18 protein-coding genes are annotated in these 26,889 nt (G+C 58.7%); 15 read left to right on the top strand and 3 right to left on the bottom strand.

The window, feature by feature from the left end; translation table 11 throughout:
- Positions 1 to 43: 43 nt before the first annotated feature.
- Positions 44 to 592, bottom strand: a complete 549-nt coding sequence (locus H096_RS12150; protein ID WP_033898443.1) for a hypothetical protein — start codon at positions 590 to 592, stop codon at positions 44 to 46.
- Between the two features lie 277 nt (positions 593 to 869).
- Here H096_RS12150 and H096_RS12145 point away from each other — a divergent pair, with 277 nt between their 5' ends.
- The 6 genes from H096_RS12145 (at position 870) to H096_RS12120 (ending at position 7,258) form a co-directional block, all read left to right on the top strand.
- The gene (locus H096_RS12145) at positions 870 to 1,088 is read left to right on the top strand and encodes a hypothetical protein (protein ID WP_032902222.1); all 219 of its coding nucleotides are present in this window, start codon (positions 870 to 872) and stop codon (positions 1,086 to 1,088) included.
- Between the two features lie 881 nt (positions 1,089 to 1,969).
- The gene (locus tag H096_RS12140; RefSeq protein ID WP_050587213.1) at positions 1,970 to 2,644 is read left to right on the top strand and encodes a class I SAM-dependent methyltransferase; all 675 of its coding nucleotides are present in this window, start codon (positions 1,970 to 1,972) and stop codon (positions 2,642 to 2,644) included.
- Between the two features lie 13 nt (positions 2,645 to 2,657).
- Entirely contained in the window at positions 2,658 to 3,587 is a 930-nt protein-coding gene (locus H096_RS33130) for a 2-oxoglutarate and iron-dependent oxygenase domain-containing protein (protein WP_032902221.1), read from the top strand.
- A gap of 22 nt (positions 3,588 to 3,609) precedes the next feature.
- Positions 3,610 to 4,980, top strand: a complete 1,371-nt coding sequence (locus H096_RS12130) for an NAD(P)-dependent oxidoreductase (protein WP_081036805.1) — start codon at positions 3,610 to 3,612, stop codon at positions 4,978 to 4,980.
- Positions 4,977 to 6,080, top strand: a complete 1,104-nt coding sequence (locus H096_RS12125) for a mandelate racemase/muconate lactonizing enzyme family protein (RefSeq protein WP_032902220.1) — start codon at positions 4,977 to 4,979, stop codon at positions 6,078 to 6,080. The genes H096_RS12130 and H096_RS12125 overlap by 4 nt, the downstream gene beginning before the upstream one ends.
- A 41-nt stretch (positions 6,081 to 6,121) precedes the next feature.
- Complete coding sequence (locus H096_RS12120) at positions 6,122 to 7,258, top strand: aromatic ring-hydroxylating dioxygenase subunit alpha (RefSeq protein ID WP_032902219.1); 1,137 nt, start codon at positions 6,122 to 6,124, stop codon at positions 7,256 to 7,258.
- Between the two features lie 312 nt (positions 7,259 to 7,570).
- Here H096_RS12120 and H096_RS12115 read toward each other — a convergent pair whose 3' ends face one another.
- Positions 7,571 to 8,557, bottom strand: coding sequence for a LysR substrate-binding domain-containing protein (locus H096_RS12115; RefSeq protein WP_232964618.1), 987 nt, complete (start codon positions 8,555 to 8,557; stop codon positions 7,571 to 7,573).
- A 9-nt stretch (positions 8,558 to 8,566) separates the two neighbouring features.
- Between H096_RS12115 and H096_RS12110 the strand changes: the two genes are divergently transcribed.
- From H096_RS12110 to idi, 7 genes are all read left to right on the top strand, one after another.
- A complete protein-coding gene (locus H096_RS12110) occupies positions 8,567 to 9,502 on the top strand; it encodes a DMT family transporter (RefSeq protein WP_032902217.1) in 936 nt (311 codons plus the stop codon).
- A gap of 37 nt (positions 9,503 to 9,539) precedes the next feature.
- Positions 9,540 to 13,634: an SDR family oxidoreductase gene (locus H096_RS12105; protein ID WP_032902216.1), complete on the top strand. Its 4,095-nt coding sequence runs from the start codon at positions 9,540 to 9,542 to the stop codon at positions 13,632 to 13,634.
- A 4-nt stretch (positions 13,635 to 13,638) separates the two neighbouring features.
- Complete coding sequence (locus tag H096_RS33125) at positions 13,639 to 14,646, top strand: NAD(P)-dependent alcohol dehydrogenase (RefSeq protein ID WP_032902215.1); 1,008 nt, start codon at positions 13,639 to 13,641, stop codon at positions 14,644 to 14,646.
- 30 nt (positions 14,647 to 14,676) lie between these two features.
- Positions 14,677 to 15,309, top strand: a complete 633-nt coding sequence (gene cysC / locus H096_RS12095) for an adenylyl-sulfate kinase (protein ID WP_050587212.1) — start codon at positions 14,677 to 14,679, stop codon at positions 15,307 to 15,309.
- Between the two features lie 868 nt (positions 15,310 to 16,177).
- Positions 16,178 to 18,373 carry a cytochrome P450 gene (locus H096_RS33120; protein ID WP_241495492.1) on the top strand — a complete coding sequence of 732 codons (2,196 nt, stop codon included), beginning with the start codon at positions 16,178 to 16,180 and terminating at the stop codon, positions 18,371 to 18,373.
- The gene (locus tag H096_RS12085; protein WP_033898442.1) at positions 18,370 to 19,176 is read left to right on the top strand and encodes a class I SAM-dependent methyltransferase; all 807 of its coding nucleotides are present in this window, start codon (positions 18,370 to 18,372) and stop codon (positions 19,174 to 19,176) included. The genes H096_RS33120 and H096_RS12085 overlap by 4 nt, the downstream gene beginning before the upstream one ends.
- 31 nt (positions 19,177 to 19,207) lie before the next feature.
- Positions 19,208 to 19,750 (top strand): isopentenyl-diphosphate Delta-isomerase, encoded by a 543-nt coding sequence (gene idi, locus H096_RS12080; RefSeq protein ID WP_051422014.1) that lies wholly within the window; start codon positions 19,208 to 19,210, stop codon positions 19,748 to 19,750.
- Positions 19,751 to 19,752: 2 nt separating this feature from the next.
- On the opposite strand, the gene H096_RS12075 is transcribed toward idi, so the two are convergent.
- Positions 19,753 to 24,045, bottom strand: coding sequence for an AvrE-family type 3 secretion system effector (locus tag H096_RS12075; protein ID WP_033898439.1), 4,293 nt, complete (start codon positions 24,043 to 24,045; stop codon positions 19,753 to 19,755).
- A 179-nt stretch (positions 24,046 to 24,224) separates the two neighbouring features.
- On the opposite strand from H096_RS12075, the gene H096_RS12070 reads away from it, so the two are divergent.
- Together H096_RS12070 and ggt are read left to right on the top strand one after the other, a co-directional pair.
- Entirely contained in the window at positions 24,225 to 25,004 is a 780-nt protein-coding gene (locus tag H096_RS12070) for a PhzF family phenazine biosynthesis protein (protein ID WP_033898437.1), read from the top strand.
- A 36-nt stretch (positions 25,005 to 25,040) separates the two neighbouring features.
- Positions 25,041 to 26,870, top strand: a complete 1,830-nt coding sequence (gene ggt / locus H096_RS12065) for a gamma-glutamyltransferase (protein ID WP_051422012.1) — start codon at positions 25,041 to 25,043, stop codon at positions 26,868 to 26,870.
- Positions 26,871 to 26,889: the final 19 nt, after the last annotated feature.

Raw genomic sequence — 26,889 nt, 5'->3', positions numbered from 1 at the left:
CCTCATTTTAAGGCTTGGAGGTGTCTACGAAACTAGGGGCGATTCAGACTTCGTATTTTTCCGGAAGGTCATCGGTAACACGCAGCAGTTGATGAGCAAAGATGATATGCCTGTTTTTATCCTTGGGCGTCGGGTCCGCAGGTGTCAGGAAATGGTAGGCGATTGCCCGATCCGCGCGCTCCTTCTCCCCGCTTCCCGGCATGACGGCTGCGACCAAGGGCTCTCGCTTCAGCAGGCGCTCATACTCATCCGCGGACTTGACATATTGAATCATTGATTGCAAATGGGCCGGGGTCGGAAAGTATTTTTTATTGATAGCCGGCGCGCCATGCAGCAGTTGAGCAATGTTGACCTTGTGCGGGCGCGACAGCATGCCCTGCGAGGCATACTTAAACACGATCTGGCACTTTTTGCTTAGACAGACACTGGAAAACCGCGCTTTGCGTCGTTTGACAAGAAAATAGATTCGTCCACTTCTGAATCTATCCACTGCCTCTAGAGGTTCCTCGAATTCGCGATATAACTTTTCGGCCGTAATGAAAAACGCATCCACTAGATGAGATTTAAGAATTTTGAACGGTGGTTTTATCATGACTACTCCTTAGGCGATGTCATTCCATAACACCTGGCGCATCATACTGGATCGCCTCTGGCTTTTTTTGACGCTGAGTGACTGCCCCTGGCCGTTCACTGCTGGTCATGGTTGCGAGGGGTTGGGTCAAATCCATTACAATGGCTGGTTAGGTCGACTGCAAATGAGTCGTCAAGTCAGTGCAACTACCCAGGTGTCAGCGGATCTAGAGAAGTGGCCGCCAGCCAGCGGCGTGTTCAGCTAGTCTTCCCACACCAGTGACTCAAGGACGATCCCCATGCCAGATAACTCTGAAGCCAACATAGCCACAGCGGATGCTCTCACGCTGCTCCTGCACAACCAGCACGCCCTAGCAGCGGCCCTTGAAGAAGTGACCAAATGGATTTCAGAGAATGGAGTGGAAAGTGTCGCCGCTAACGCAATGGGGGCCATGGAAACGCTGGACAAAAATGCACGAGCCGTCACCGATGCGATTATGCGCCTACGCCTGTTATAGGCATCATCTAACGCCCGCTGCCCCTTGCAGGTACCGAAATGATTCTGCTGGATCAACCTGTAAGGAAAGTCAGTACTTATCGTGGATGGGAAGCAAGATTTTCAGATCTAATACAGGCGGGGCCAATGGAGTGCTATCTCGTGAGGTATTCCATTTGGTATCTCAATCAAAATACACAACTAATATTAACGATAATAATCAATAGGATAAATTACCGTTTCAGATTACCTTGGAAGATTGATCTGGCTTCTGCTCCACGACACGATGGTGCGTGCTGCCTAAAGGTTAGGACGAACCAGAGTCCAGCGGTTCGCTAGGGAAAATGGAATCGTCGTGCCTTGATGAACGTAAGGTGACCACAAGCTTATCCATAGCGTTCATCGTCAACGACGTCATAGACCAGCTTCGCTCTGCCCGCTTTACAGGTATGTATAGACCGGGGACATAGTGGTAAAGGATGCCCGCATCTTGCTGTCCAAAGGTCTTCGGCGGTAAAGGCAAAGGCTTTGCCATTCAGCAGAATTTTGTCCACCCAGCCCTTGTGCCTTGGCTACCAGGCTCGCCACCCGTGTGGCGCCATGATCGCCGAATAAATTAAGCAATAGCATGGGCGTGGTGCCCTGCCTGCATTAGCGTGATGATGGCTGAAGGTAAGGCGTCAAGGTACTGAGGAGTTTTCTGTCAAGGCAGGCTCATTGCTTCTTGATGATCAGCGGAAAATAAATGCAATGTATAACGAACAGTTAACTATAAGGAATAATCTGTAGGATAAGTCGTCTACCTGCTATTTACAGCGCCATAGTTGACGAATAAGAATAGCCCTCCAAGCAGCAACCACTGTTCAATTCAACCTGAAGATTAATTTTTTCGGAGAATACAGAATGGCCAGCGAAAACTACGCTATCAAAGGTGGCCGACCTTTACCGCCAACTTCCGTTAACCAGGCGCTTAACTTTGATCGTGACTATTCGCGGTTGAGGAATTATTACGAAACCTGGTCAGTCGATTATGACAACGATGTATCTGAAGAAAACTACTGCGGCCCCCGCATGCTCGGTGACCTCTTCGACTCGTTGCTCCCGGCCTCTGAAGCGCGCCGCCCCATGCGAATCATGGATGCTTGCTGCGGAACCGGTCTGGTCGGTAAAGAACTGATGCTGCGGGGATTTTCGCCTGTCGATGGTTGTGATTTATCGCCGGCCATGACTAACTTGGCGCGCGAAACCCGGGCCTATGCAACATTGTATGGTGGGGTGGATCTTACTGAACATAATCCAATGATCGCTGACAACCAGTATGACGCAACCTTTTGCTGCGGTGCATTTATCGAGGGCCATCTACCCACAGAGGCCATCCATGAGCTTATGCGAATCACAAAAAATAGCGGACTGATCCTACTGAGTACGCGCTGTACTTTTTATACAGCAGAACACTTTGACTCCCTACTGCATAAACTAACGGCCTCCAGACAACTTTCTGTATTGCCTTCGTTTATGAACGCCGCTTACTTGAACGACGTGCAAGCCCACTACTTGGCGTTTGCCGTCAACAAATAATCAGGAGTCGAACATGGATGTGCTCAATAGTATTTCCCTTGAGCGTCTTGAATCGACCCAAGCAGATTATGAAATCAGCTGTTTGCGCAAATGTTGCGTCAATGATGGATTCTTCTACCTGGCCGATCATGGCATACAGCCCTCGTTGATAGCGGATGCCTTGGACACCGCCCGCCAATTCTTCGCGCTGCCACTGTCCACCAAGAACCAGTTCTGCCAGGACCGGCAAGTGGTCATCCCCAAGACGTGCCGTGGATATGTCGATACGTTTGGCGAGACCTTGCATCCCCCCACCGGCCCGGATCGAAAGCAGCATTTCGACATGGGCCGGGAAGCGCCGGCCTGCGACTTGCCGTTTACCGGGCCGAACCTGTTGCCCAGCGAGGGTCAGGCCCCCGGCTTTGCCAAGTCCATGCTCGCTCTGCAACAAGAAGTACTGGACCGGGTAGTGCCCGCACTACTGCGCGGCTTGGCCCTATCCCTCGGGCTGGACCGTGATTTTTTCCAGGCGTTTTTTTCCAACCCGGTGCTGATCCAGCGCGCGCTGTATTACCCACCCTCGGGCAGTGGCGCGGGCAAGCACACCGACAACGGCATGTTCACCTTGCTGTTCCAGGACCCGCGAGATGCCTGCGCCCTCAGTGCCTTTTCACAAGGCCGCTGGATCGACGTTCCTTGCCGCGCCAACGAAGTGGTGGTGAATCTCGGCGATATGTTGATGAAGTGGAGCAACGGCCTGTTTACCAGTACGCCGCACCAGGTGATCCACCGTGCAAGCAGCGCCAGGGTGTCACTGCCGTTTTTTGTGTACCCGGACATTGATGCCGTGTTTACCCCGCTAGGCAGTGATCAAACGGTCGCCTGCCGGCAGGTCATGCTCGATAACTTCAATTCCATCTGGGTATCCGGCCAGGGCGCCGGCAGGGCGCGCGAGTTCGCTTGAAGCGGCCCACAGGAGAAGCGATATGCACACCGCAGAGCCAAACAAAATCGCCTTCATCGGCGTTGGAAATATGGGCCGGCCACTGGTGGAGCGTCTGCTGCTCGCCGGATACGAGGTTCAGGTGTATGACATCGACCCGACACGTGCGAGCTCCGTGATCGCTGCAGGTGCTCGCTGGAAGGCCACCCCCGCGCTGTGTGCCAGCGGTTGTGGGGTTGTCGTGACCTGCCTGCCCCTACCCCATCATGTGCTGGAAAACATGACCGGGCCGGAGGGTGCGCTGGCCGGGATGGCGGAAAATTCGGTATGGATCGATACCTCCACCACCGATTACCACAACACCCGGCATATCGCCGGACTGGCCCGACAAAAACACATCCATAGCCTTGAAGCCCCGGTCAGCAATCTGTCGCATATGGGGGTGGATTTCGCCAATGTGTGTTTCTACATCGGTGGCGACAAAATCGGTTATCAATCAAGTCACAGCGTGCTGGAGACCATGGGCCGCAAGGCATTTTATGTAGGTGAGATCGGCACCGGGCAGTCCGTCAAGTTACTGACCAACCTGCTGTTTTACGCCGCCACCGCCGTGTGGGCCGAGTTGCTGGTGCTGGCCCGGGCCAATGAGATCCCGCTGCACTGGTTCTGGGATTTCGTAAAAACCTCCCGCGGTAACTGCTTTGTCAGCAATCAGTTGACCCCGTTTATGCTCGACGCCAGCTACGACCATTCGTGCACCCTGGAGATCACGGTCAAGGACATGAGCCTCACCGAGGCGCTGGCCGATGAGTTGGGGGTGGCGATGCCCTTGGGGCGGATCATCGCTGATCGTTATCGACAGGCCGGAGCGCGGTTCGACACTCAGGACAATCACGTCAAGGTCGCAGCCTTGAGCGAACAGGAAAACAGCATTGCGCTTGCGCTGGCCGACTTCCAGGCACCCTCGCCCTACGGCGCCAATCGTAACTACCGACACAGCGGCGCTTTTACCGAGGATGCCTTCGGCCGGATCACCCCCACACTGCCGGGAACGTTCCACTCCGGCATCCGGTTTACCGACAACCAAAAGATCAAGCTGGCGACGCATCTGGTGGAATTCCTCGCCTGTATCAACCGGGTCATCCTCGGGGAGGCCGCTGAAATTGGCGGCGCCATGGGCCTGTCGCCCTCGCTGGTCACCCAGGTCGTCAACTGGAGCTGCGGCCCTAGTTGGGTGGCCGAACACATGGACAGCTACGAGCCGTGCTTCGACAGCATCGCGGTAGTCGATCAAAAACGCCATGAGCTAAAGCTGAGCGTTATCAACCGGATTTTCCAACAATCGATCCTGGATGTTGCCATCTCGCCCCGCATGGCGGGTCTTTCCGAGGCCGAGGGGGTACTTGTGCCATGAAAATAACGTCCATCAAGGTCTACCAGTTCGACGTCCCGCTCAAGGAAAAATACAGCCTCAGCGGCGGTCGCCTGCACTATGCCGCGCTGGATTCCACCGTGGTCGTGATAGGTACCGACAGCGGTTTGCTGGGGGTGGGTGAAAGCTGCCCATGGGGCGCCACCTACCTGCCGGCCTATGCCAGAGGCGTACGGGCGGGGATCGATGAACTGGCGCCCCATCTGATGGGGGAAAACCCGTTGCACCTGGACCAGATCAACGAGCGGATGGACGTGATGCTGCCCGGGCACCCGTATGTGAAAGCGGCAATTGACCTGGCGTGCTGGGACATTCTCGGCAAGCACTGCAACCTCCCGTTGTATGCCCTGCTGGGGGGTAAGTTCCAGGACTCGATTGCCTTGCAGAGCAGCATTCCCACAGACAACCCCGACCTTATGGCCACACACCTGGCGGCCGCCCGACAGCAGGGTTACCGCACCCATTCTTGCAAGGTCGGCACCGGTGTCGAAGAGGATGTAACGCGGATCAACTACCTGATTGCGCAGCGTTTGCCGGGCGAGGTGATTACGTTCGACGTCAATCGTGCCTGGACGGTGGCCGATGCCGTCGCGGTGATGAACAGCGTGCAGGATCCTACGGTGTGTTTCGAACAGCCCTGTGAGTCCATGGATCAGTGCCGCGCCGTGCGCGAGCTGACTCGTAATCCGATTATCCTTGATGAGTCTATTGTGACCCTGGCAGACCTGGCGTATGCCCAACGCCATAACATCACTCAGGTCATCGGGCTGAAAATCGGTCGGGTCGGTGGCTTGACCAAGGCCCGGCAACTGCGCGACTTCTGCATCCATCACGGAATCCAGATGAACATTGAGGACGTCGGCGGCACCTTGATTTCGGACAGCGCCGTCATGCATCTGGCCACCGCGACGCCAGCGCGTTTTCATCGCGCGAGCTGGAACTGCTGCCGGCACCACGATGTGCAATTGGCCACGGGTGGGTTCGATATTCGCCAGGGCCGCGCGTATGTACTGGACAGCCCGGGGCTGGGGCTCGAACTCGCCCCCCGGCATTTCGAATCACCGGTCGCGCAGTACAGTTGAGCGCCGCGGCCCTTTCCACCACGTTGATCCATGGAGGCTCCATGTCCAGCGCCCCATCATCCTTGCATCTGGCTCGCGGCTTCGACGCGGATCCCTTTGCATCCTTCACCTTACCCAGCGAACACTATGTGGATAGCCGGCTCTTCGAACAGGAAATGGAGCTGATTTTCTGCAAGACCTGGCAGTACGTTTGCCACGTTTCAGCCTTGGCCCAGGCCGGTGACTATTACGTCCGGGACCTGGGTCGCCAGAGTGCCCTGGTGGTCAAAGACAAGGACGGCGACTTCAAGGCATTCCACAATGTTTGCCAGCATCGTGCACACCGGCTCGTGGAGGGGAGTGGCCATGTGCCCGGGCTGTTGACCTGCCCTTACCATGCCTGGACCTATAACACCCAGGGCCAGTTGGTCAGCGCGCGAAAGTCCGAGCATCTCAAGGACTTCTGTACTGAGCAGGTGCAACTCGTGCCCATCCGGCTTGAGGTATTTTGCGGGTTTATTTTTATCAATTTCGACAGCAAATGCGCATCCATGCAAGCCCTGCTTCCCGGCCTGGAAGACTCCATAAGATCCTTTGCTCCGGCGCCGGAAAAATTGTCCCATGCGTATTCCAAGAACTACAGCGTGCAGTCCAACTGGAAAGTTTCGGTGGAAAACTATTCGGAGTGTTATCACTGCCCGATGTGCCATCCGACATTGTCCATGGCCACCCTTGATCTCAAGAGCTACCACTTGGCGATCCATGAGCATTACCACGCCCATGTCAGCCACGACAGTGGAACAAATCAAGGGTATACGATGAAGGAAACCTCACCACAGTCCCGTCAGTTTGGTGCATGGTACTTATGGCCAAACTTTTGCCTGGAGGTGTACCCAGGGGGCTATATGAATGTCCTGCACCACATCCCCATCGCAGTGGATCACACCTTGCAAGTGGTCGAATGGTTTTGCGATGCCGCCACACCCACTCGGGAAGAGCAGGAAGTCATCGATTTTGTAGCGGTTATTCGCGAAGAAGATGTGCCCCTGTGCGCTAGCGTCCAGCGGGGCTTGAGCAGTGATGGCTACCAGCAGGGACGTTTTGTCGTTGACCCGGGCCTGGGTGCTAATAGCGAACATGCCGTGCATGACATCCAGAAAAAAACCCTGGCGGCCCTTGGCCTGCTGACACCCTCTTAGGGTCTTTGAAAACGCCCCCTTGGGGTTTATGTCGAGAGCGAGGCTGCGATAGTGGTGTATCAGATGCCATAAGTACCGGCAGTGCTACCGTCGCCACCTAATAGTAATCTGGCCGTTGAGCCGTGCGCGTCTCCTTGTCGGAGCTGGCTTGCCTGAGGTGGTCGTTAATGATGACGTTGAATATCTGACACCCTGCGGTGTTCCAACTGCCGCTATCGCAAGCGAGCTCCTCAGCGAACGGTCCTGCGCTCTAGCTTTCGCTGTTAATCTGCCCTGCCTTATCAGCGAAGGACCGAACGCAGGCATTGCGCCTCAGTCACCAAAGGATGACTTCAACCAATCCAGCAACTGCCGGGCTGCCGGACGCAGGTTGGCGTCTCGCCATTTGTAGACGCTCAGAGCTTCCGGCAGATGGGTGGATTCGGCAAAGGGCCGTACCAGGTCGCCGCTGGCGAGCATTTTTTCGGTGGTCCGACGCCACCCCAATGCAAAACCGAACCCCTCGACACAAGCCTGCATCATCACTGGATAGCTGTCGAAGAATTTGTCCTTGGAGCCACCCGCCTTGATGCCGAATTCCAGCAACCAATCGTTCCAGGTGCTCCAGTCTTGCGGTACTGCAACGTGGTGCAGCAGCGGCAGGTTGGCCAAGTCCGCCAAGACCAGCGGCGTGCTGCCAAAAGAAGCGAGGTAGCGTGGGCTACATACCGGATAGATGTCATCGCTCAAGGTAAACAGCCGCGTGTGATCGCCAGAAGCCCGGCCTGAGGTCTGGATGGCGATATCAAATTTTTCAGCGGTTGCGGTGATGGGCTGGGTCGATGCGTTAAGGCGCACCTCCAGATCCGGGTACTTCCTATGCAGCGCGGGAATATTGGGCGTCAGCCAATAGAAAGCTTCGCACAACTGTGCCACTAGGACTACTTCGCTGCTTTCCCGGCCTTTTTTCAGATCTTCGGCTTGCGACGCAATACCCAGGAATGCCGTCCGAACGGCATCGCGAAATTCGACACCCGCCGCCGTCAGGAATACCGCCCGATTTCTGCGGGTAAATAACGCAACACCCAGGAATTCTTCGAGAGAACGCACCTGTTTGCTAATTGCGGCCTGGGTCAAGTTCAACTCTTCAGAGGCTTTGGAAAAGCTCTCAAGTCGCGCCGCCGCTTCAAAAGGCACAAGGCTGGACAGTGGGGGCAGTGAGCGTTTGAAATTATCCATAATTTTCAGTCCTTCTGCGTAACCATAAGTCACTTTAAATACAGCCAGTGCGCACTCAGAATCCTTAAAGCCGTTAATCAAGGAAAACTCATGTCTGGAAGCACTACGATAACCGCCACTGATAACCGACAAAGCATTCTTATCGTTGTAGGTTCGGTATTTTTGCTCTCGGTGTCAGACGCCATCATAAAGGCAACCAGTGCCGAGACTTCAATGTGGCAACTGTATGTAATCCGTTCTGTGCTGGCCTCGGGCATTCTGATGGCGCTGGTGGTTCACCTGCGCGGCGCCACGAATTTGTGGCCGCTGTCTCCCCTGTGGGTGGTGATAAGAAGCCTGCTGCTGTCGTTGATGTGGATCGCCTTTTACGGCGCACTGCCCTTCATCAGCCTGACCGTCGCCGCCTTGGCTATCTATACCACACCTCTGTTCATCGCTTTGTTCTCGGCCCTCTCCTTGAAGGAGAACGTGACCACACGCAAATGGCTGGCGATCTGCCTGGGTTTTGTCGGGGTCGTGATTACCCTGGCGCCGAGCACCGAAGACTTCAATACCTATGCGCTACTGCCTGTACTCGCCGCTATTTTATACGCCCTTGCCGTGGTGGTGACCAAGGGCAAATGTGCCGATGAGGACCCCGTACTCTTGGCGTTGGCCATGAATGTCGCGTTGCTGATCATTGGGGTGGTGGGCAGCTTGGTGGTGCTGCAGACCGGCCCGCATTTTCCGGTGGATGACGGTTTACGATTCCTGATTGGAGGCTGGTCGGCCATGGGCCAGGGCGACTGGTGGATCATGATCGTATTGGCGGTCCTGATGGTAGTCGTCAGCATCGGGCTCGCCAAAGCCTACCAAGTTGGTGAGACCTCGGTCATTGGTGCGTTTGACTACACCTACCTGATTTTTGCCATCGCCTGGGGCGCCCTGTTGTTCAACGAAATGCTGAACGGCCGAACCGCTACCGGCCTGGTCCTTATTCTGCTGTCGGGTTTCATTGTGCTGAAAAAACCCGCAGGCGAGCGCTAGACACCTCACGTGTACAGGCCCTGCCCAGGAGCTGTTTATGCTGACGTCATCTCATCTGCCCAACGTAATTCTCTGGGCCGTCTCCCGGAGCCGCTCGACCGCCTTCGAGCGGGCCGTGATGCAACATCCAGACGTGAGGGTGCTGCATGAGCAGCTGTCGGAACCCTTCCTGTTGCAGCACTTTCCCGCCAAGCATGCGCTGATCGAGCGCACCCGGCAGGCCGAACAAGGCCCCGTGGGCATCACCCGCTACAGCCAAGCGATGGACCTGCTGTGCCAACGCCCCGCTTTGCCCCTGCGACTGCAATTTGCTAAAGAGATCGCCTATTTTTTTGACTTCCAGGCCATTGATGGCGCCTGGTTGACGGGTTTCAAGCATGTCTTCCTGGTACGCCAGCCACTGGATGTCATGCAATCGCTTTATCGCGTCAGCCAGGGCGGCGGTACCACTTATTTCGATGCCGCCGAGTCGGGTTTCGATGAGCTGGCGAGCATTCATAATCTAGTACTGGAGCATTGCCCCAGCGACCAAGTGCTGTACCTGGACAGTGACGCCGACTTGATGGGGGAGACCCAAGGCACCCTGATGCGTTTCTGCGATTTTGCCGGTATCGACTATTCCCCACGACTGTTGTCATGGGAGCCGGAACAGATTGCGCAATGGCAGTTTTTCAAGGGTTGGCATGATGAGGCCGAGCGCTCATCCGGGTTCGCCCCGGTGACACACTCGGCCATGGAATTCCCTGAGATAGTGGAACAAACGGCGCGGAACAAGCAGGTGATTTATCGGTTTTTCCAGCTATCCGCCACCTGGCAACGGCTGGCTGATGCAGCGGATCACCTTAAGTGCCTGCATGAACCGATCACGACGCGACTCCAAGTCCTGTTACTGGCCCCATCCGACGAGCATCGCAGTAGCGCCCTGCAACTGGCGGCCCATCTCCCCGAAGACTATGCCCTTTGGCTGTTGGACAGCAGCGGCCAGATGCTGAACGAGGAAACCATGCGTGAACTGGCCATGTTGCAGGACGGGCCTCTGGTGCTGCTGACGACCGACGAAAATATAGCCTATTGCTCTCCCGCGCAGGCGCGTCAGCGGTTCCTGTGCCTGATGGCACCTGACACGCCATCGGCCAGGGCCCTTGACTTGCCCCTGATAGCCATCGATCCGTCCAACCCTGGCGCTCAGGCCCCGCGAATCAGTGCGCAACTGGCAACCCTTGCGCTAAATGCGAGCCTACGTAGCCGCACGCATCAAATCGCCAGCAACCGCCACGCCAGCACTGCCAGCGCGCCGGGCCTATCATGGCAGCAACACTTCTTTCGCTTACTGGACCAAGCCCCTGAGAGGTTGGTCGCGATGACACCGCATAGGCAACTGAATGCCAGGCAACTGCATGCCCATGCCACCACGCTGGCCGAACGCCTGTCGAAAGTTTGCACCCATAGCGGCTGGGTGGCTATCCGCCTGGACAAGGACCTTCCAAGCCTGATCACCATGACCGCCTGCAGCCTGCTGGGCTGGCCCTACCTCGATATTCCTCACTGGTATGGCCTGGAGGCTACCGCCAAGGCCCTGACCAACCTCCAGCCGGTGGTGGTGGTAGGTGACACCACCAGTCTCAACGACTTGCCGCCCGGTTATCGCACCCTGGTGTTCGACGAACTGGACCCCGCGCCCGCTGCCGTAACCCGACGTGCAGCTGTCGTCAATGACCTAGCTTACGGCCTGCTTACCTCCGGCACTACCGGCACGGCGAAGATTGTCACCATCGCCGAACACGGTCGCCTTGATTCCCTGGCGCTTTGGCAACAGCACATCCGCCCGGGCGACCGAGTGGGCCTCAATGCTTGGATGGCTGGATATGTCTACTACCCTATTTTCAGCGGTGCCACCGCCTGCCTGATTCCGGATGCCATGGTGTTGGATCCTCAGGCTCTACGGGCATTCGTCCAGTGGGGCCAGCTCAGCCAATTGATGATCACCCCCAGCCTGGCGGCAGGCCTGATGCAGGATGAGCCGGCGTTCAAACAAGCCTTTGCCGCAGTGCATTGCCTGTGGCTGAGCGGCGAACAACTGCCAGCGACCACGCGCCAGAATCTCGTGCGCTGCCTGCCGCATTGCCGGGTGATCGACCTGTATGGCTCGAATGAAGCCGGAGATGTCGCGTTATCCGCCCCGGACGGACATCTGCAATTTACCGCCGGAACCCAGGCCTACGTGCTAGACCCGGCCCTCGATTGCACGCCGCTGGGTGGCCACGGTGAACTGTACGTCCATACCCCAGGCCTCAGCATGGGCTACCTCAATGACGACGCGGCAAACCGCAGTGCCTTCGTGGAAAATCCAATGGCCACCGACTGCCCGACGCTGGCACACCGGCTGCTGCGCACCGGCGATATGGTGCGGCTGAGCGAGACCGGAGAGGTTTATCTGATAGGGCGTGCGACGACCCATTTGAAGGTGCGCGGTTTCAAGATCTTCAGCGCAGACGTCGAGCGGGTATTGATGACTCACTCCGAGGTACGCAGCGCGCTGGTCACTACCCGTGGCGAGGGCCAGGATATGCAACTGGTGGCCTTTATCAGCGCCCGAGACCCCGACAACCCTCCAGCTGCTGGCGCCCTGCGCCAGTGGGCAGGCCAGCACCTGCCCGCATTCAGCGTGCCACTGGGGTACTTTCTTGCCGCGTCGATTCCGGCGGGAGCGAGCCAGAAGCGTCTGGGTGCCCAAGCCCTGTTGCTGCAGCCTTTAGCACCGCTGTCGGATGACCTACCGCCGCTGACGCCGCTGCAAGTACGAGTGGCAAGGCTGTGGGCGCGCTGCATGAACCTGCAAGGGGTCACCCTGGGGCCCGATAGCGACTTTATCGATATTGGCGGCAGCTTGTTGCTGCTGGATTTGATGACGCGCATCAATCGCGCATTCGAGACGAACCTTACGATTGCCGATATCACCCGCGACTCGACGGTGGCAGGGATCAGCAGGCTGCTGGCCCATCGGCTGCAAGGTACGCCGCTGTTGGAAGTGGCCTTTTCGGTCACGGCAGAAGCCGAGCGTTATTTGGCCCGGTTGACCACGGCTGTGGCGAGCCTGCAGCAGGCGCCGCGACGCCTGGCCCGACGCACAATCATGGTCACCGGAGCGACTGGGTATCTAGGGCGCAGGGTGGTTGCCGAACTGCAACAAACAGCCGGTGTGGAGACGATCTTGTGCCTGGTCCGTGCGGATGATGCGGCCCAGGCTCAACGTCGGGTAGCCAAATTGGGATTGTCGCCCCGCACGGCTCGGGTCGAGGGCATGGCCGGGGATCTGGCGCAACCACAATTCGGCCTAGCGAGCGCGGCCTATCAGCGGCTGTGCCAAGACGTGGACTGCATCATTCATTGCGCCGCCGACGTCAACTGGCTCAAGCGCTATGAACGCCTGGCCCAGACCAACGTCGGCGGTGTGGTCGAGGTGCTCGGCCTGGCAGCCGCAAACGGGGCCGGCGTGGTGTTTGCCTCGACCCTACCGGAGCCGGTGCCATCGACCGGCTATAACCGCGCCAAGCTGGTGGCCGAACACTTGGCCATTGCGTTTTGCGAAAGCCGCGGGCTGTCCCTGAACATTCTGCGCTGTGGCGACATCAGCGCCCCCGCACATCCCGACAGTGGCGCGTCGATAAACCAGGAGGACTATGTCGGGCTACTGATTCGCAGCTGCTTGGCCCTCAATGCCTGGCCAGACGAAGCGAGCTGGTCAATGAACCTGACCCCCGTGGACTATGTCGCGCAGGTATTTACCCACACAGCGATCCACGGCCAGGCCTTGGGTTCACCGCCCGTACAGCACCTGTATAACCCTGCGGCGAACCTCAAATGGACCCAGTTATGCGCCTGGATACAGACGCTTCTGGGACCAACCCAGTATGCACCACTGCCCCTGGAACAATGGCAGGCCAGACTCAAGGAACAGGCCCCTGGCAAGGCCGTGTTGCAGCGCACGCTGTTAATCCTGCCGATGATCATTGATGACTTCAGCTACTTCAACCCTCCACCGCCGCTGCTACTTGATCATTTGGAGTGCCCGGTGATCGACGCTGAATGGACCCAACAGTACCTCACGGCACTGAACCTAACCCAGGAGTGAACCCATGACACGCACTACTAACGGCTGGGCCGCCTATGGGCCGGGCTCTCCACTGGAACCGTTCACCTACCTGCGCCCGGATCCCGGGGCCAACGAAGTGGAGATCCAGGTGACCCATTGCGGAGCCTGCACCAGCGATCTGCATTTGATTGAAGGCGATTGGGGTGAAGCTTCCCAATACCCACAGGTGTGTGGCCATGAAGTTGTGGGGCGCGTGGTGCGCACCGGGTCGGCAGTTACCCACCTTAGCCCCGACCAGCGCGTCGGCGTCGGCTGGTACAAGGGCGCCTGCCTGGCGTGCGAGTGGTGCCTCAAGGGTGAAGAGCAACACTGTGCGGCCGTGCTGCCAACCTGCAGTAACGGGCAAAAAGGCGGGTTTGCCGACTTCCTGACCTGCGACAGCCGCTTCGTGTTCTTGCTCCCCGACAACCTGCCCTCTCATGTGGCCGCGCCGCTGTTCTGCGCCGGGCAGACGGTGTTCACCGCGTTGCTACGGGGCACCCGGCCAGGCATGCGCGTGGGCGTGTTGGGCATCGGTGGGCTCGGCCACCTGGCCATCCAGTTTGCAGCCAAGTTCGGCTGCACGGTCACCGCGTTATCGAGCTCCGATAACAAGAAAGCCCAGGCATTACAGCTGGGTGCGCGCCATTTCTACACCCTGGACTTGGCCACGTTGCAGGCACAGGAAAATACCCTGGACTTCTTGCTAATCACCGCTTCCAACGACCAGGACTGGGAACGGGCCATCGCCCTGCTGCGCCCCCATGGCACCCTGTGTTTTGCCGGGATGCCCGGCCCGGTCACGCTGGACATTCCTGCCATGACCTACAAGACCTTGACCGTCAGTACCGCCAACGTCGGCGGGCGTCACGACATGCTGAAAATGCTGGAATTTGCCAGCGAACACCATGTCTGGCCGATGGTGGAGATTTTCCCGACAGAGCAGATCAACCAGGCCTTGGACGCCCTGCGCAACAACACAGTGCGCTACCGAGCGGTAATTGAATTCTGACTGTCATCCGCCCCCATGGAGATGTCTTTCATGCCCCCGTCACTGGTACTACCGTCACATCCCCTGCGTACCCCGGACCTGGTGCCCCACCCGTTTGAGATCGAACGCCAGGCCCAGTCCACCCTCAAAGGGCATCGCTCATTGCTCTTGTGGTTCACCGGTATGTCGGGGGCCGGCAAGTCGTGCATTGCCAACCGCGTGCAGGCCGGCCTGCACGGTAAGCGGCTGCACACCTGCCTGCTTGACGGCGACCGGCTACGCCAGGGCTTAACCGCCGACCTGGGCTTTGCCGATAACGACCGCAAGGAAAACATTCGGCGCACGGCCGAGGTCGGCAGGCTGATGGTAGATGCTGGGGTCATCACCCTGGTCTGCCTGATCTCGCCCTTCGAACAGGAACGCCGCATGGCCAGGGCGCTGTTCGTCCCCGGCGACTTTATTGAAATATTTATCGATGCGCCTCTGCATGTCCTGGAGCTGCGCGACCCCAAGGGCCTCTACGCCAAGGCACGCAAAGGCCTGATCAAGAATTTCACCGGCATTGACTCGCCCTATGAACGCCCGGAGGCCCCCGAAATTGTCATTGACAGCACAACCTCCTCAATCGAGCAGGCCGCACACACCATCGAGAGTTTCCTCAAACGCCAGCGGGTATGGGGGTAACCGTTACATCAGCAACAGGCAAGCACTACGAAACACTTGTTGTCGTCCAGGCCGGTTTCAACGGTGTGGCGGCGTCCAATAAAACCAAGCATCGGAAGCTCGTACCAATACGCTTAGCACTAACTGGTTAGCGCCGAAGCCGCAAACGACATCCCATCTGCGGAGATAGCTTGTTTGACGACTGTCGCCAACACCAAAGTCATTAAGACTTTCAGACCAAGCCCCTGAACATAGGAAGGCTCCGCATTCCTATGTTCAGGGGCTCACATCAAAATAACGATTAGCGGCTAACCATCTAATCCAACATCACCCGCAAATCCAGTTTTTCCAGCCTATTTGGCTAGTAATGCCACTCGGAGGCAATGGACGCCATGTTTTGGTAGATCAGTCCGAGGTCCGTCGTTTTGTCGAGACGCACGACATTATGCCAAGATCAGGTATGAGAGGTGCATTCGTTGAGATCCCGGCGGCATGTATGCCTATATGTATGCCAACCTGACTTAACAGCTAAAAATAATAATAAATACAGTAGGTTATGAATTTGGTTCAAATGACTGTGTAGCCACCAAGTACCGATCCATAGATGTCTACAGCAGTCTATGAATCACCTCAAGAAGCCCGCCTCGTGCGGGCTTTCTTGTTTCTGGCGTTTCAAAACACCACAGCCTCACAGCGCCTTCTCCTGAACGCCCTCCTTCCTGAAACCCCATTTCGCCTTCAGTTTTGCGGGGGTTCCCGCGCCTCAGTCGGAAACACCTGACATCCAAAGCCATTTACTTCCAAGCATGCTCCACAGGGTTTGAATACAGCCACGTTGCCCTGAACCTCCATCACTGGAGGTTGCTTGGACATGTAACAAGGATGTCATATGACAAATTATTCAGAGGGGCGCTTCATGCCGATAGCACCGCTGATCATTCCCGAAATACTGCTTCCGTTTTCCTGCCCGCCGCCACGTTCTGACAGCCATCGGTTGCGCGAGCATGCCCTGGCCTGGGCGCAACGATACGGCTTGATCGGCCGTCGGGGTGCGCACCGGCTAAGCACCACTGCGCTGCTCGACCTGGGAATAGCGCTGTGCGGACAAGCCCCGACGCACCAGGCCGAAACCCTGGTGTGCTGGTATCTGTGGGCACTCACACTCGATGACCGGATCGATGACGGCCCCTGGGCCGAAAACGGCGTGCTGGAACGTTTCGTCGCAGCGGTGCAGTCCATAACCGAGAGCGGCGGTGTCGACTCACTCGATGAAATCGGCCGGCTTGATGACCCAATGCTCAGTGTCCTGATCGATGATCTGTGGCCACGGACACGGAGCTGGGGTGACGAGCGTTGGCGGCATCGGCTTGTACGCAATTTACTCGGGCATTTGCGTGCGCAGGCGACCCTGGTGAGAATGCGCGAAACCGGCACAGCGCTCACGCTGGCCGAATATCTGCCGTTGCGACGGGATTCGTTCGGTGCACTGTTCTTCTTTGATCTCATCGACGCAGCCGAAACGCTCGATCCCTACGAGCATTCAGACAACATCGAAGGGTGGGACACACTCCGCGAGCACGCTGCCGATATCATCACCTGGACGAACGATATCCACTCGATTGCCAAAGATGTGGTGTGTGGCGAGCGCTTCAACCTGGTCTCCATTCTAGCGGACACCCATGGCACCGACTGGCCTGAGTCGATCGAAGCGGCCCTGCACATGCTGAATACAGCCGTCGAGGCATTCACCCAGGCCTCAGCTCGGCCCCACCGGGCTTCCGCCGCTACCGACCCGGAGCGGCTGCGCCAGGTTGCCCGAGCGGCGGGCGATTGGCACAAGAACGTTTCCCGGTATCACCTGCAGGCCACCGACGCCACGGGTCAGGCCAACCGACAGGTGGACCTGGCGTGCATCCCCCCTACCCTGAAATCCCGGCAATTCGAAATCGACCCCTACCCCCTTTATGAGCGTTTGCGTACCACGCTGCCCATTGTCTACGACGAGCCTACGGACGTGTGGCTGGTCAGCCGTTATGCGGATGTCAAAGCCGCGTTGACCCACCCCGGAACGAGCAGCAACAACTACAGCTGGCAAATCGGACCGTTGCTGGGGCACACCATTGTGGCCATGGACGGTTGTGAACACGCCCAGCATCGAGCGTTGCTGAGCCCGTCGTTCCGCAGCAAGGCCCTCACAGTCCTTGAAGCATCGGTCACCTCGGTGAGCATGGACCTGCTGGCGCAGATGCGTGGCCGTTGCCAGGTGGACCTCGTTGCCGATTTCACCTCAGTGCTGCCCGTCCGGGTGATGGCTCGCGCGCTGGGGCTCCCGGCTGAAACCCCGGAGGAAGTCGCTCGGCTGAAGAACTGGTGTGCCATCGGCTTCGCCTACATGGGCAACTATCGACAGGATCCGACCCTGTTGACCGGTGGATTATCCAACCGTGACAGTTTCTACGACTTCATCCGGCCCCACATCGACGCCCGTCGCGCGGCACCCACCGACGATTTGATCTCACATCTTGTGGCCGCGCGGATTGACGGCCAGCCCTTGTCCGAGGCGTTCGTGCGGGCCTATTGCGCGATCTTGATGACGGCCGGCAGTGAGACCAGTCACGGTGCCTTGGCAAACCTCATCGTCAACCTGCTGAACGAGCCCGGCGTGAAAGAAGCAGTGATGGCTGATCCGGACTTGATGGACAATGCGCTCGCTGAAACCTTGCGACGCAACCCTCCTTTGCAACTCATTCTCCGGGAGGCCCGTGAATCGCTGGAGCTGCCGTCCGGAACCATTCCTTGTGGCGCGACCCTGGCGTGCCTGATCGGCTCGGCCAACCGTGATCCGCACCAGTTCACCGATCCGGACATCTTCACTCTGTCGCGCCCCCATCAGGAGACGAATCACTTTGCGTTCGGCGCAGGGCGTCATTTCTGCCTGGGATCCATGCTTGCACGGATGGAAATCACCCTCGGCGCTCGCCTGTTACTACAGACCTTTCCAGACGTGCGCTGGGCTCCAGGGTTCCAGCCCGCCGAACACGGTTTTCTTAACCGCTGCCCTCCTCGACTGGAGGTCGTACTGTGAGCACCACTGACCCAGCCGAGGAGCCCGGCTACACCAACAGCTATCTCGGTGATCAGCATGCCGGCCAGTTGGCGCGGATGCGCACCCTGGAGCGTGCCTTTGACCCGCTGAGCCAAACAGTGTTTGGCCAACTGCCTCTTCCGGACAAACTGACCCTTCTTGACCTCGGCGCCGGTGCCGGATCATTCGCTGGCTGGCTGAGCAAGCGCCATCCCGACGCGACGGTCATTGCCACCGACATTGACACCCGGTTTCTCAACGACATACCCGGCATTCAAGTGGTCACGCATAATGCCGCGACCGATGATTTCCCCGCCGCCTATTTTGACCTGGTGCACGTCAGAGCCTTGTTGTGCCACCTGCCCGAGCGTGAAGACATACTGACCAGAGCAACCACCTGGGTCCGTCCGGGCGGCTGGCTGGTGATCGAAGATTTGAGCTTGCGACCCAGCTTGAGAACGGCGAACCCACTGTTCCGGAAAATCGCTCAGGCCGGTTTCACGCTCCTGGAGCAGTCCATTGGCTCCGACATGCTCTGGGCCGATACGCTCCCCGACCGGCTAGGTGAACGGGGACTGTGCAATATCGGGTATCGCACCCTGGAAGGCCGCATCGGCGACAACAGCCCGGCCGACGCATTCTGGGCGGCAACGACAGCACAAGCCGGACCGACGTTACTGAAGCTCGGGCTGCTCACTCAGGATGACCTTGATGCCATGGCCAGGCTGCGCGCCTCTGCGACCTTCACCGAGGCAGCGTTGACGTTCATCAGCGCCTGGGGGCAAGTGCGCGAGCGCGACTAGACAGCCGTGACTGAACAAAAAAGGACACCGAATGACAGACTCCGTGATTTTGGTCGACGCACACGATCGTCAGATTGGTGTGTGTGATAAACGCGACGCACACCTGGGGGAGGGCCAGCTTCATCGCGCATTTTCGGTTCACCTGATCGACAGTGTCGGGCGTCACCTGATTCAACGTCGTGCCGCAGGCAAAATGCTTTGGTCTGGATTCTGGTCGAATGCCTGCTGCAGCCATCCGGCGCCTGGCGAGACTGTTCTGGACGCAGCGTGTCGTCGCCTGCGCGAAGAGCTGGGGGTCCGCGCCTCCTGCCGCTTCCTGTACAGTTTTGAATACCATGCGCGCTTTGGGGTGATCGGTGCGGAACATGAGTTATGCCATGTATTGGTTGCTCAATCTGACACGGTGGTCTCGCCGGCCGTCGAAGAGGTCAGCGAGGTCCAGTGGCTGAGCCGCGCTGAAGTCTCAGCCCAACTCTCAGATCCGGCAGCACACTTCACGCCCTGGTTTCGAATGCAGTGGCGCCACCTGCTAGCGCAGCACCCTACATTCGACACACCCACCTTTCAGGAATGAGTTCAGCTCGCTGACAGACCTTGCGTCCTCACGCGCAGGTCTCCCAGGTCAATCGTCAGATCAGGGCGCGGCAGACTACCCAGCGTGTCGTTCAGGTTCATTCGCAATGGCTTGTCGGAGTCCTGTCCGTATTCAAGGTCTGCATTGACGCGCGCCTGGGAATGACTCAAGCCGGCACTGCTGGAAAAACTGAGATTCGTCATAGCGGGTATCGACATGCCATGGGACTGGGTGGCGGTGTAGCTCAGGCTCATGTGCTTGACCCGCAGATTGTTGCGATCACTCAATGCGCGCTTGACCAGCGGCTCGGTACTTTCTCCGGCAAGGTGACTGCGCTCTATCGCTCGCAGGACCTCTGGCTTGAGCTCCATGCCAAGCGTGACTGAAGTGCCTTCGCCACGCTGCAACTGATCGAGCACCTGGGCAAACTGCGGATCATCCTTCATCCATTGTTCAATCGCTGCTTTGTTGGCCGGCGCTACATCATCCAGCCAGGCATGGCGCCCATCGTCCCGCAAGCCGACACGGGTGACCGATGACTCAACCGACGTCAGTTGGCGCAACCCATTCCTTGCCAGGTTTTGCTGGTTCATCAGCTTGTCGAGTGATTGGCTGATCGCGTGATAGGCGTCCGGTTTTGTTGCAAGGGACGGATGAGTCGCGAGGAACTGCTGCAGAGTGGCCAACTGTTGATCCACTGTGCCCTCCGACAGCTCGGTCGATGCCAGCTCCCGCCTGAACGTCGGCGAGTAGAGCGACACGCTGCGTTTGAGCTCATCAACCTGCGACTGGCTCACCGGTTGCGGATGTTTGAAGGCAAAATTGAAGGCCTGGGATACCCCGCGATCAAACCGCACCATGACCGATAACTCCGGCAGCGCGAACGCAATCGCGCTGGGGCCACCACTGCCAGCATTGCCCAACACCAACGCGCCGAGCGGCACGCTATTGGCCCCTACTCCGCCCTGTCGCAGAAGCTGCGCGCCAGCGGCGCTACCGTGGCGGGTGCCTTGTGCGGTACGCGCGCTTGATTGGCTCTTATCCGCATGCGCGAGATTGAGGTTGCCCACCCCACCAATGCCCGCGCGGATCACTGAGTCGAGGGCGGCGATGTCCTCCTGAGGGCTGTACATCAAACGCAATTGCGCAAGTGCGTCCAGGTTAACGTCGCCACTGAGTTTCGAGCTTGTGCCGGCCGAGTGCCCCTCGCCCAGCGCCAGTAAGTCGTAGACGGTCCCGGTCTCGCAGGTCAGGATCGCCATCATCTTGCCAAAGTCTGACTCTTTCACATCAAAGCCAATGCTGGATCCCTTATTTTTTGCCACCATTGCGCTCAATTCCGCAGCCACCCTCAAGCCTGGCCTCACCGCACCTGCCCCACCTCCCAGCGTCACACCCGAAGCCACCGAACCCACCAACCGTCGCGCGTTGTCCGTGCTGATTTCAACGCGGGCACCTTTGTCGGTACGACTGATACTCACACCATGAGTGTGGGACGCGGATGCCTCCAGAAAAAACTCCACAGGGGCTACCGGTTTTATCCCCGTCACGATCAACCCCAGGGTTTTACCTTGGGTTCGGCTCGGAGAAAGGGTCTGGCCACTGCCCAGTTGCTGTACCTGCTGCGTCATCGCCTCTTTGATCGACGCATCCTTGGGCAACCCCAACAGACCCGAAAGATGCCAATGAAGCGCAGAGCCAGGCGTACCAAAGTCCTTGGCCAACAGTTTGAAATTGCCATACAACGATTCCGCCTGCTCGTAACTGGCAATGCCTTGGCTGGCCAACGTGTGCACAGGGCTATCCTGGAACGTTTGCATGACATCGCGCAGAGACGTTTCTATACGCGTCAAGGCACTAGGGCTATGACCCGACGTAGCGTCGAGCGCCTGTACCAGGTCCGCCAACTGCTTGAGCGTACTCGCATGATGGATCAGGTCGCCCTCGATCAGCGCCGAGGGGTGGTCAAGGTTTCGCTTGCGCTCGGGCATGGACTTGGGCAGCGACAAACCCTGCCCTTCGAAGTTGGCCAGCAACACGGCGGTCGACTTTTCCGGCGAAGGAGAGACTCTCTTGAACGCTTCATACAGCGAGTGCAGCGTCGAATCTGGCGTAATGGTCGCCCGGTTCAATGTGGGCTGAGGGTCAAACGCAACACCGTGTGCATCACCCAAGCGGCGCGCGCTTGACTGGCTGCTCTGCTCTACCTGCGTCAACGCCTGGCGGATCTGTTCGGCCAGTGCCTGTCGCGGCCCAGGTTCGCTCAGGGCAGCGAGCCGATGATTGAGATCAGCAGAAACCAGTCGGCTCTGAGCGAGCGTATTGAGTTGCTGGTGCAATCGTTGATCGTCAGCGTAAACGCTCTCCAATCCTTTGCGGCCATTGAAATGTTGCGCAACGCCTTTAGCCTTTTGGCCGAGGGCCTCCAGGGGGTGAAAGTGCGCGCTGATGCCTTGGAAAAATGAACGTTTGAGCGGTATCCCTTCACGGGTTTGTCCCAAGACATTACTGCTGACCGTCAGTGCCCCTCCGGAGAACTGCGCGCGCATTGGCGTGCTCGCCAACGTGTCGGCCAGCGACGGCGCCTGGGGCGCCAATGGCAGCGGGCCCCACTCCATTGCGCTGCTGGAAGCATTGTCCAGTTGGAAAAACTGCTGATCCCACCCTCCGATCAGGTGATGGTCAGCCCCCGTGCGCAAGGACTCCAACGGTTGGCGACCCGGTAATTCAACCCTGCTCCAACGTTGCGCGCTCGCGGTATTGCCCTGCCAGGCCTGACGATCCAACCTGAACAGCTCACCGCCCTGTGTGTGCGCATAAAGATTACCCACGTGATCCAAGGCCAGTGTTTTTATATCAATCGAAGGCGACGCGTGAAGCGGCCTCGCATCCCCATCGTGATGAACCTGAAGCTGGTGATTCTGATCGACGGTGACAAAATTGCGCCCGTCCACGACCGCGAATCCGGTAATGCGTCGCTGATCATTGCCTGCAAGCACTTCGTCAACAGACACCTGCGGGCGCGGAATGGGAAGCGCGGCCAAATCATGACTGGCCCCCTCAATCAGCGGGTCGCGCACTTTACCGATGGCCACGGCCTTCAGTTGCCCGTCTTGCAGCACGTAGGCACGACCATCCAACCCGCGCTCCAGATGTTCGACGCCAGGTTGAGCAGTGTCTTGCCAACGTTGCGCCGCCGCGTCCCAGGTCAGCAGGCTGCCTGCGTCCAACGCCACCTTGCCCCGCTGTCCAAGGTCGACCGCCGCCGCCAGTGCCTGTTGACTGGGCAGACGCAGGCCTTTCTCAATGCCCTTGACCAGTACGTCGCTGAGGTTCCATTGCGGACGAAGATCACTTGCTTCACGCAAGGGCACACTGTGCAATTGCTGCCGTGCGTCGCGCACCTTGGCATTGAGTTGTCCTTGATCATCATGAAAGAAGCCTTCGACATTGACCGCCCCCCTCAATGCCTGCTCCAGCGAGTCGACGGGCTGACGAACCAACAGCAATTTGCCATCGTGCGCCATGCGCAGGTCTGCCCGGACCCACTCACCGTCCGTGGTCGCGCCATGCACGGTGTTTCCCGATAACCCGATACGGGTCACTTGCACGGGCAAACCGGCCTCATCGACCAGGCGCATCGGCTGCGGGGTGCTTCCAAGAACATGCACATAGGAGGCATCAGCCCCTTGCCTCAGCAACACCGTAGTATGACCTTGCGTATCACTGTCTTCGAAGCTCGAAGGTGTCTTCAGCAGCTGCCCCTCATGGGTCAGGCCTAAGCGGCTGAAGGCCCGGCTATCCGCATCGGGCACCCAGGAAAGTGTGAGCGGTTCAAAACGAAACAGGCGCTGGCCATCCAGGCGAAACTGCTGGCCATCCACCGTCGTCTGAACAGCGCTGACGCTCCCCACATGCGCGCGCCCCGGGCTCTCGCCAGCGCCGCCGGTTGTATCCGCAAGACTGCTTTTGAACACCGCAGCAACAGACGGCGTGGATTGGATGTGAAACACGTACTGGCGCTCATCCTTCATCCGCAACGTACCTGCTACAGAAGGACCATCAGCCACATAGTGCTTATCGGGCTGGTTGAGGTGGCGGGCAATCTCACGCCCGGTGAGTGTCGTATCAGCCTGCACCTTGCCATCGCGCAGGGACACATCGAACTGCATCGAAGTCGGTTGCAACGATTGATAGTGCAACAACACGGGCGGAGGCGGTTCCTGGGCCGGCCTCTTCAAGCGTTCCACCAGGTCATGCTGCAACTTAAAGAGAGCTTTCAATTCTGTGCGCATGGCAATACTCCCAAACAAAATTCATCACAGCTGTCTAGTGGGTATCCGCCCTGTTTGGTTCCAGGCAGGCTTTTCCATAACGGCGACTGCATGCGCAGGAAAAAACCGCTCATCTGTATTTTGACGCTTGCCTGACCCACTGTTAGTGTCCGGCTCCACCCTTACACGGAGTGCTCTCGATGAAACTGGATATCTATCAAGTCGACGCTTTCAGCCAGTCCGTCTTCGGCGGCAATCCGGCCGCTGTCTGCCCGCTGACCGAGTGGCTCAGCGATGAGCAGCTGCAAAACATCGCGGCAGAAAACAACCTCTCTGAAACCGCCTACTTCGTGCCCCGTGACGGGTTCTACGAGCTGCGCTGGTTTACGCCGGAGGTCGAAGTGGACCTGTGCGGCCACGCCACACTTGCGGCGGCGTGGGTGCTGATTCACCAACTGCCGGACGCGCCTGAAGTGTTGCGCTTTGCGACACGCAGCGGCGAACTGCGGGTGACCCGCAACGGCAATGAACTGGCGATGGACTTCCCGGCAAAGCAACCCCAACCCTGCGAACCACCCGACGGAATGTTGAGCGCGCTGGGCATTGAACAGGCCGACGTGTTCAGCACCGATGACTACATCGTGTTGCTGGAAGACGAAGCGCAAGTCGCCGCACTGAAGCCGGATTTCGCCCGCCTCAAAGGCTTGCCGAAACGCGGGATTGCAGTGACCGCCAAAAGCGCGCGATTTGATTTCGTTTCGCGCTGGTTCGGCCCCAACGTGGGTGTGAATGAAGACCCGGTCACGGGCTCAGCCCACACTTCACTGGCGCCGTTCTGGGCCGAACGCTTGGGCAAGTCGCAACTGACAGCGGAACAAGGCGGAACGCGCCGCGGCCAACTGCGCTGCGAACTCAAGGGTGACCGCGTGATCATTTCCGGCCATGCCGTGCTCTACCTGCAAGGCACGATTTACCTGTAAAACGCAGTACCCCAAGGACAACAGATCATTCTCAAAATGAACGGAGTTCAGCGCGTGTTTTCGATTTCCCGCCGTCAACTGTCGGTGATTGCCGCAGCCCTCGCCCTGGCTGCATGCAATACCTCTGTCAACGAACAGCCACCGGCTCCCGAACTGGGTTCAGGCTATCGCACCGACCTCACCACCCAACACGCCGAGCGCCATATGGCCGCCGCCGCCAACCCCCTGGCGGCCGAGGCTGGACGCGAAATGCTGCGCAAAGGCGGTTCGGCGATTGATGCAGCAATTGCGATGCAGGCGGTATTGACCCTGGTGGAGCCGCAATCATCCGGCATCGGCGGTGGCGCATTCATCATGCTGTGGGATGGAAAAACCGTGCACGCCTATGACGGCCGTGAGACCGCACCGGCCGGGGCGACGGAGCGGTTGTTCCTGAAGGCTGATGGCAAGCCGATGACATTCCCAGAGGCGCAGATTGGTGGGCGTTCGGTCGGCACGCCTGGGGTATTGCGAGCACTGGAGATGGCTCACAAGAAGACCGGTCACCTGCAATGGGCCGAGCTGTTCGAGCCGGCAATCCGTTTGGCGGAACAGGGCTTCGCGATTTCTCCACGCCTGCACAGCCTGATCGCAGCCGACCGCTCTATCGCACAATCGCCAGACATGGCGGCGTACTTCCTGAACGCCGATGGCACGCCGAAAGCCACCGGTACCCTGTTGAAAAACCCGGCACTGGCCAATGTATTCAAACGCATCGCCAAGGAAGGCCCGGATGCGCTGTATCAAGGGCCGATTGCTGATGAAATCGTGCGCAAGGTGCAGGGCCATCGCAACGCGGGCAGCCTGTCCCAGGCGGATCTCAGGGGCTACACCGCCAAGGAGCGTACGCCGCTGTGCACCGACTACAAACAGTGGAAAGTCTGCGGTATGCCGCCGCCGTCATCCGGTGGAGTCGCCATCGCGCAAATCCTCGGCACCTTGCAGGCGCTGGAGGCCCGCGATCCCGCCCTGGCCATCGCCCCCATGCTCCCAGTGAAAAGCCCGTCGCCTGCCGGCCTTGAGCCCACACCGGAAGCCGTGCATCTGCTGGCCGAAGCTGGGCGCCTGGCGTTTGCCGATCGCGCGCTCTATGTCGCCGACACGGACTTCGTTCCGGTGCCGGTGGCGGGTCTTGTCGCACCGGACTACCTGGCCAAGCGTGCGGCCTTGATCGGCGAGCGCAGCATGGGCATCGCCAAGCCGGGCGTACCTGCGGGCATCCAGGTGGCTTACGCGCCGGACCGCTCGCCGCTGCGCATTTCCACCTCGCAAGTGGTCGCTGTGGATGACCTGGGCGGCGCCGTGTCGATGACCACCACGGTGGAAGCGGCATTCGGCTCCCATGTGATGGTGCAGGGCTTCTTGCTCAATAACCAGATGACCGACTTCTCGTTTATCCCTGAAGAAAATGGCCAGCCCGTCGCCAACCGCGTCGAGCCCGGCAAACGCCCGCGTTCGGCCATGGCGCCAACCCTGGTGTTCGAGCGCAACAGCGGCGAGTTACTGGCCACGGTCGGCTCGCCCGGCGGCTCGCAAATCATCGAGTACGTGAGCAAGTCCCTGGTGGCGATGCTCGACTGGAAACTCGACCCGCAAACCGCCATCAGCCTGCCTAACTTCGGCAGCCGCAATGGCGCGACCGAACTGGAAACCGGCCTGTTCAGCCCCGCGCTGAAACAGGCCCTCAAGGACAAAGGCCATGCGCTGAGCGAAATCGATATGACCAGCGGCATCCAGGCCATCGTCCGCACGCGGGATGCCCAGGGCAAGCTGTCGCTGAGCGGCGGCGCCGACCCTCGGCGCGAAGGCGCAGCGGTTGGCGACTGACGATTCAATCAACGGAGAA

It is taken from the genome of Pseudomonas sp. FH1 (assembly GCF_000510895.2).
Lineage (GTDB): Bacteria > Pseudomonadota > Gammaproteobacteria > Pseudomonadales > Pseudomonadaceae > Aquipseudomonas > Aquipseudomonas azotoformans_A.
This window is presented reverse-complemented; position numbering and strand designations above follow the sequence as displayed.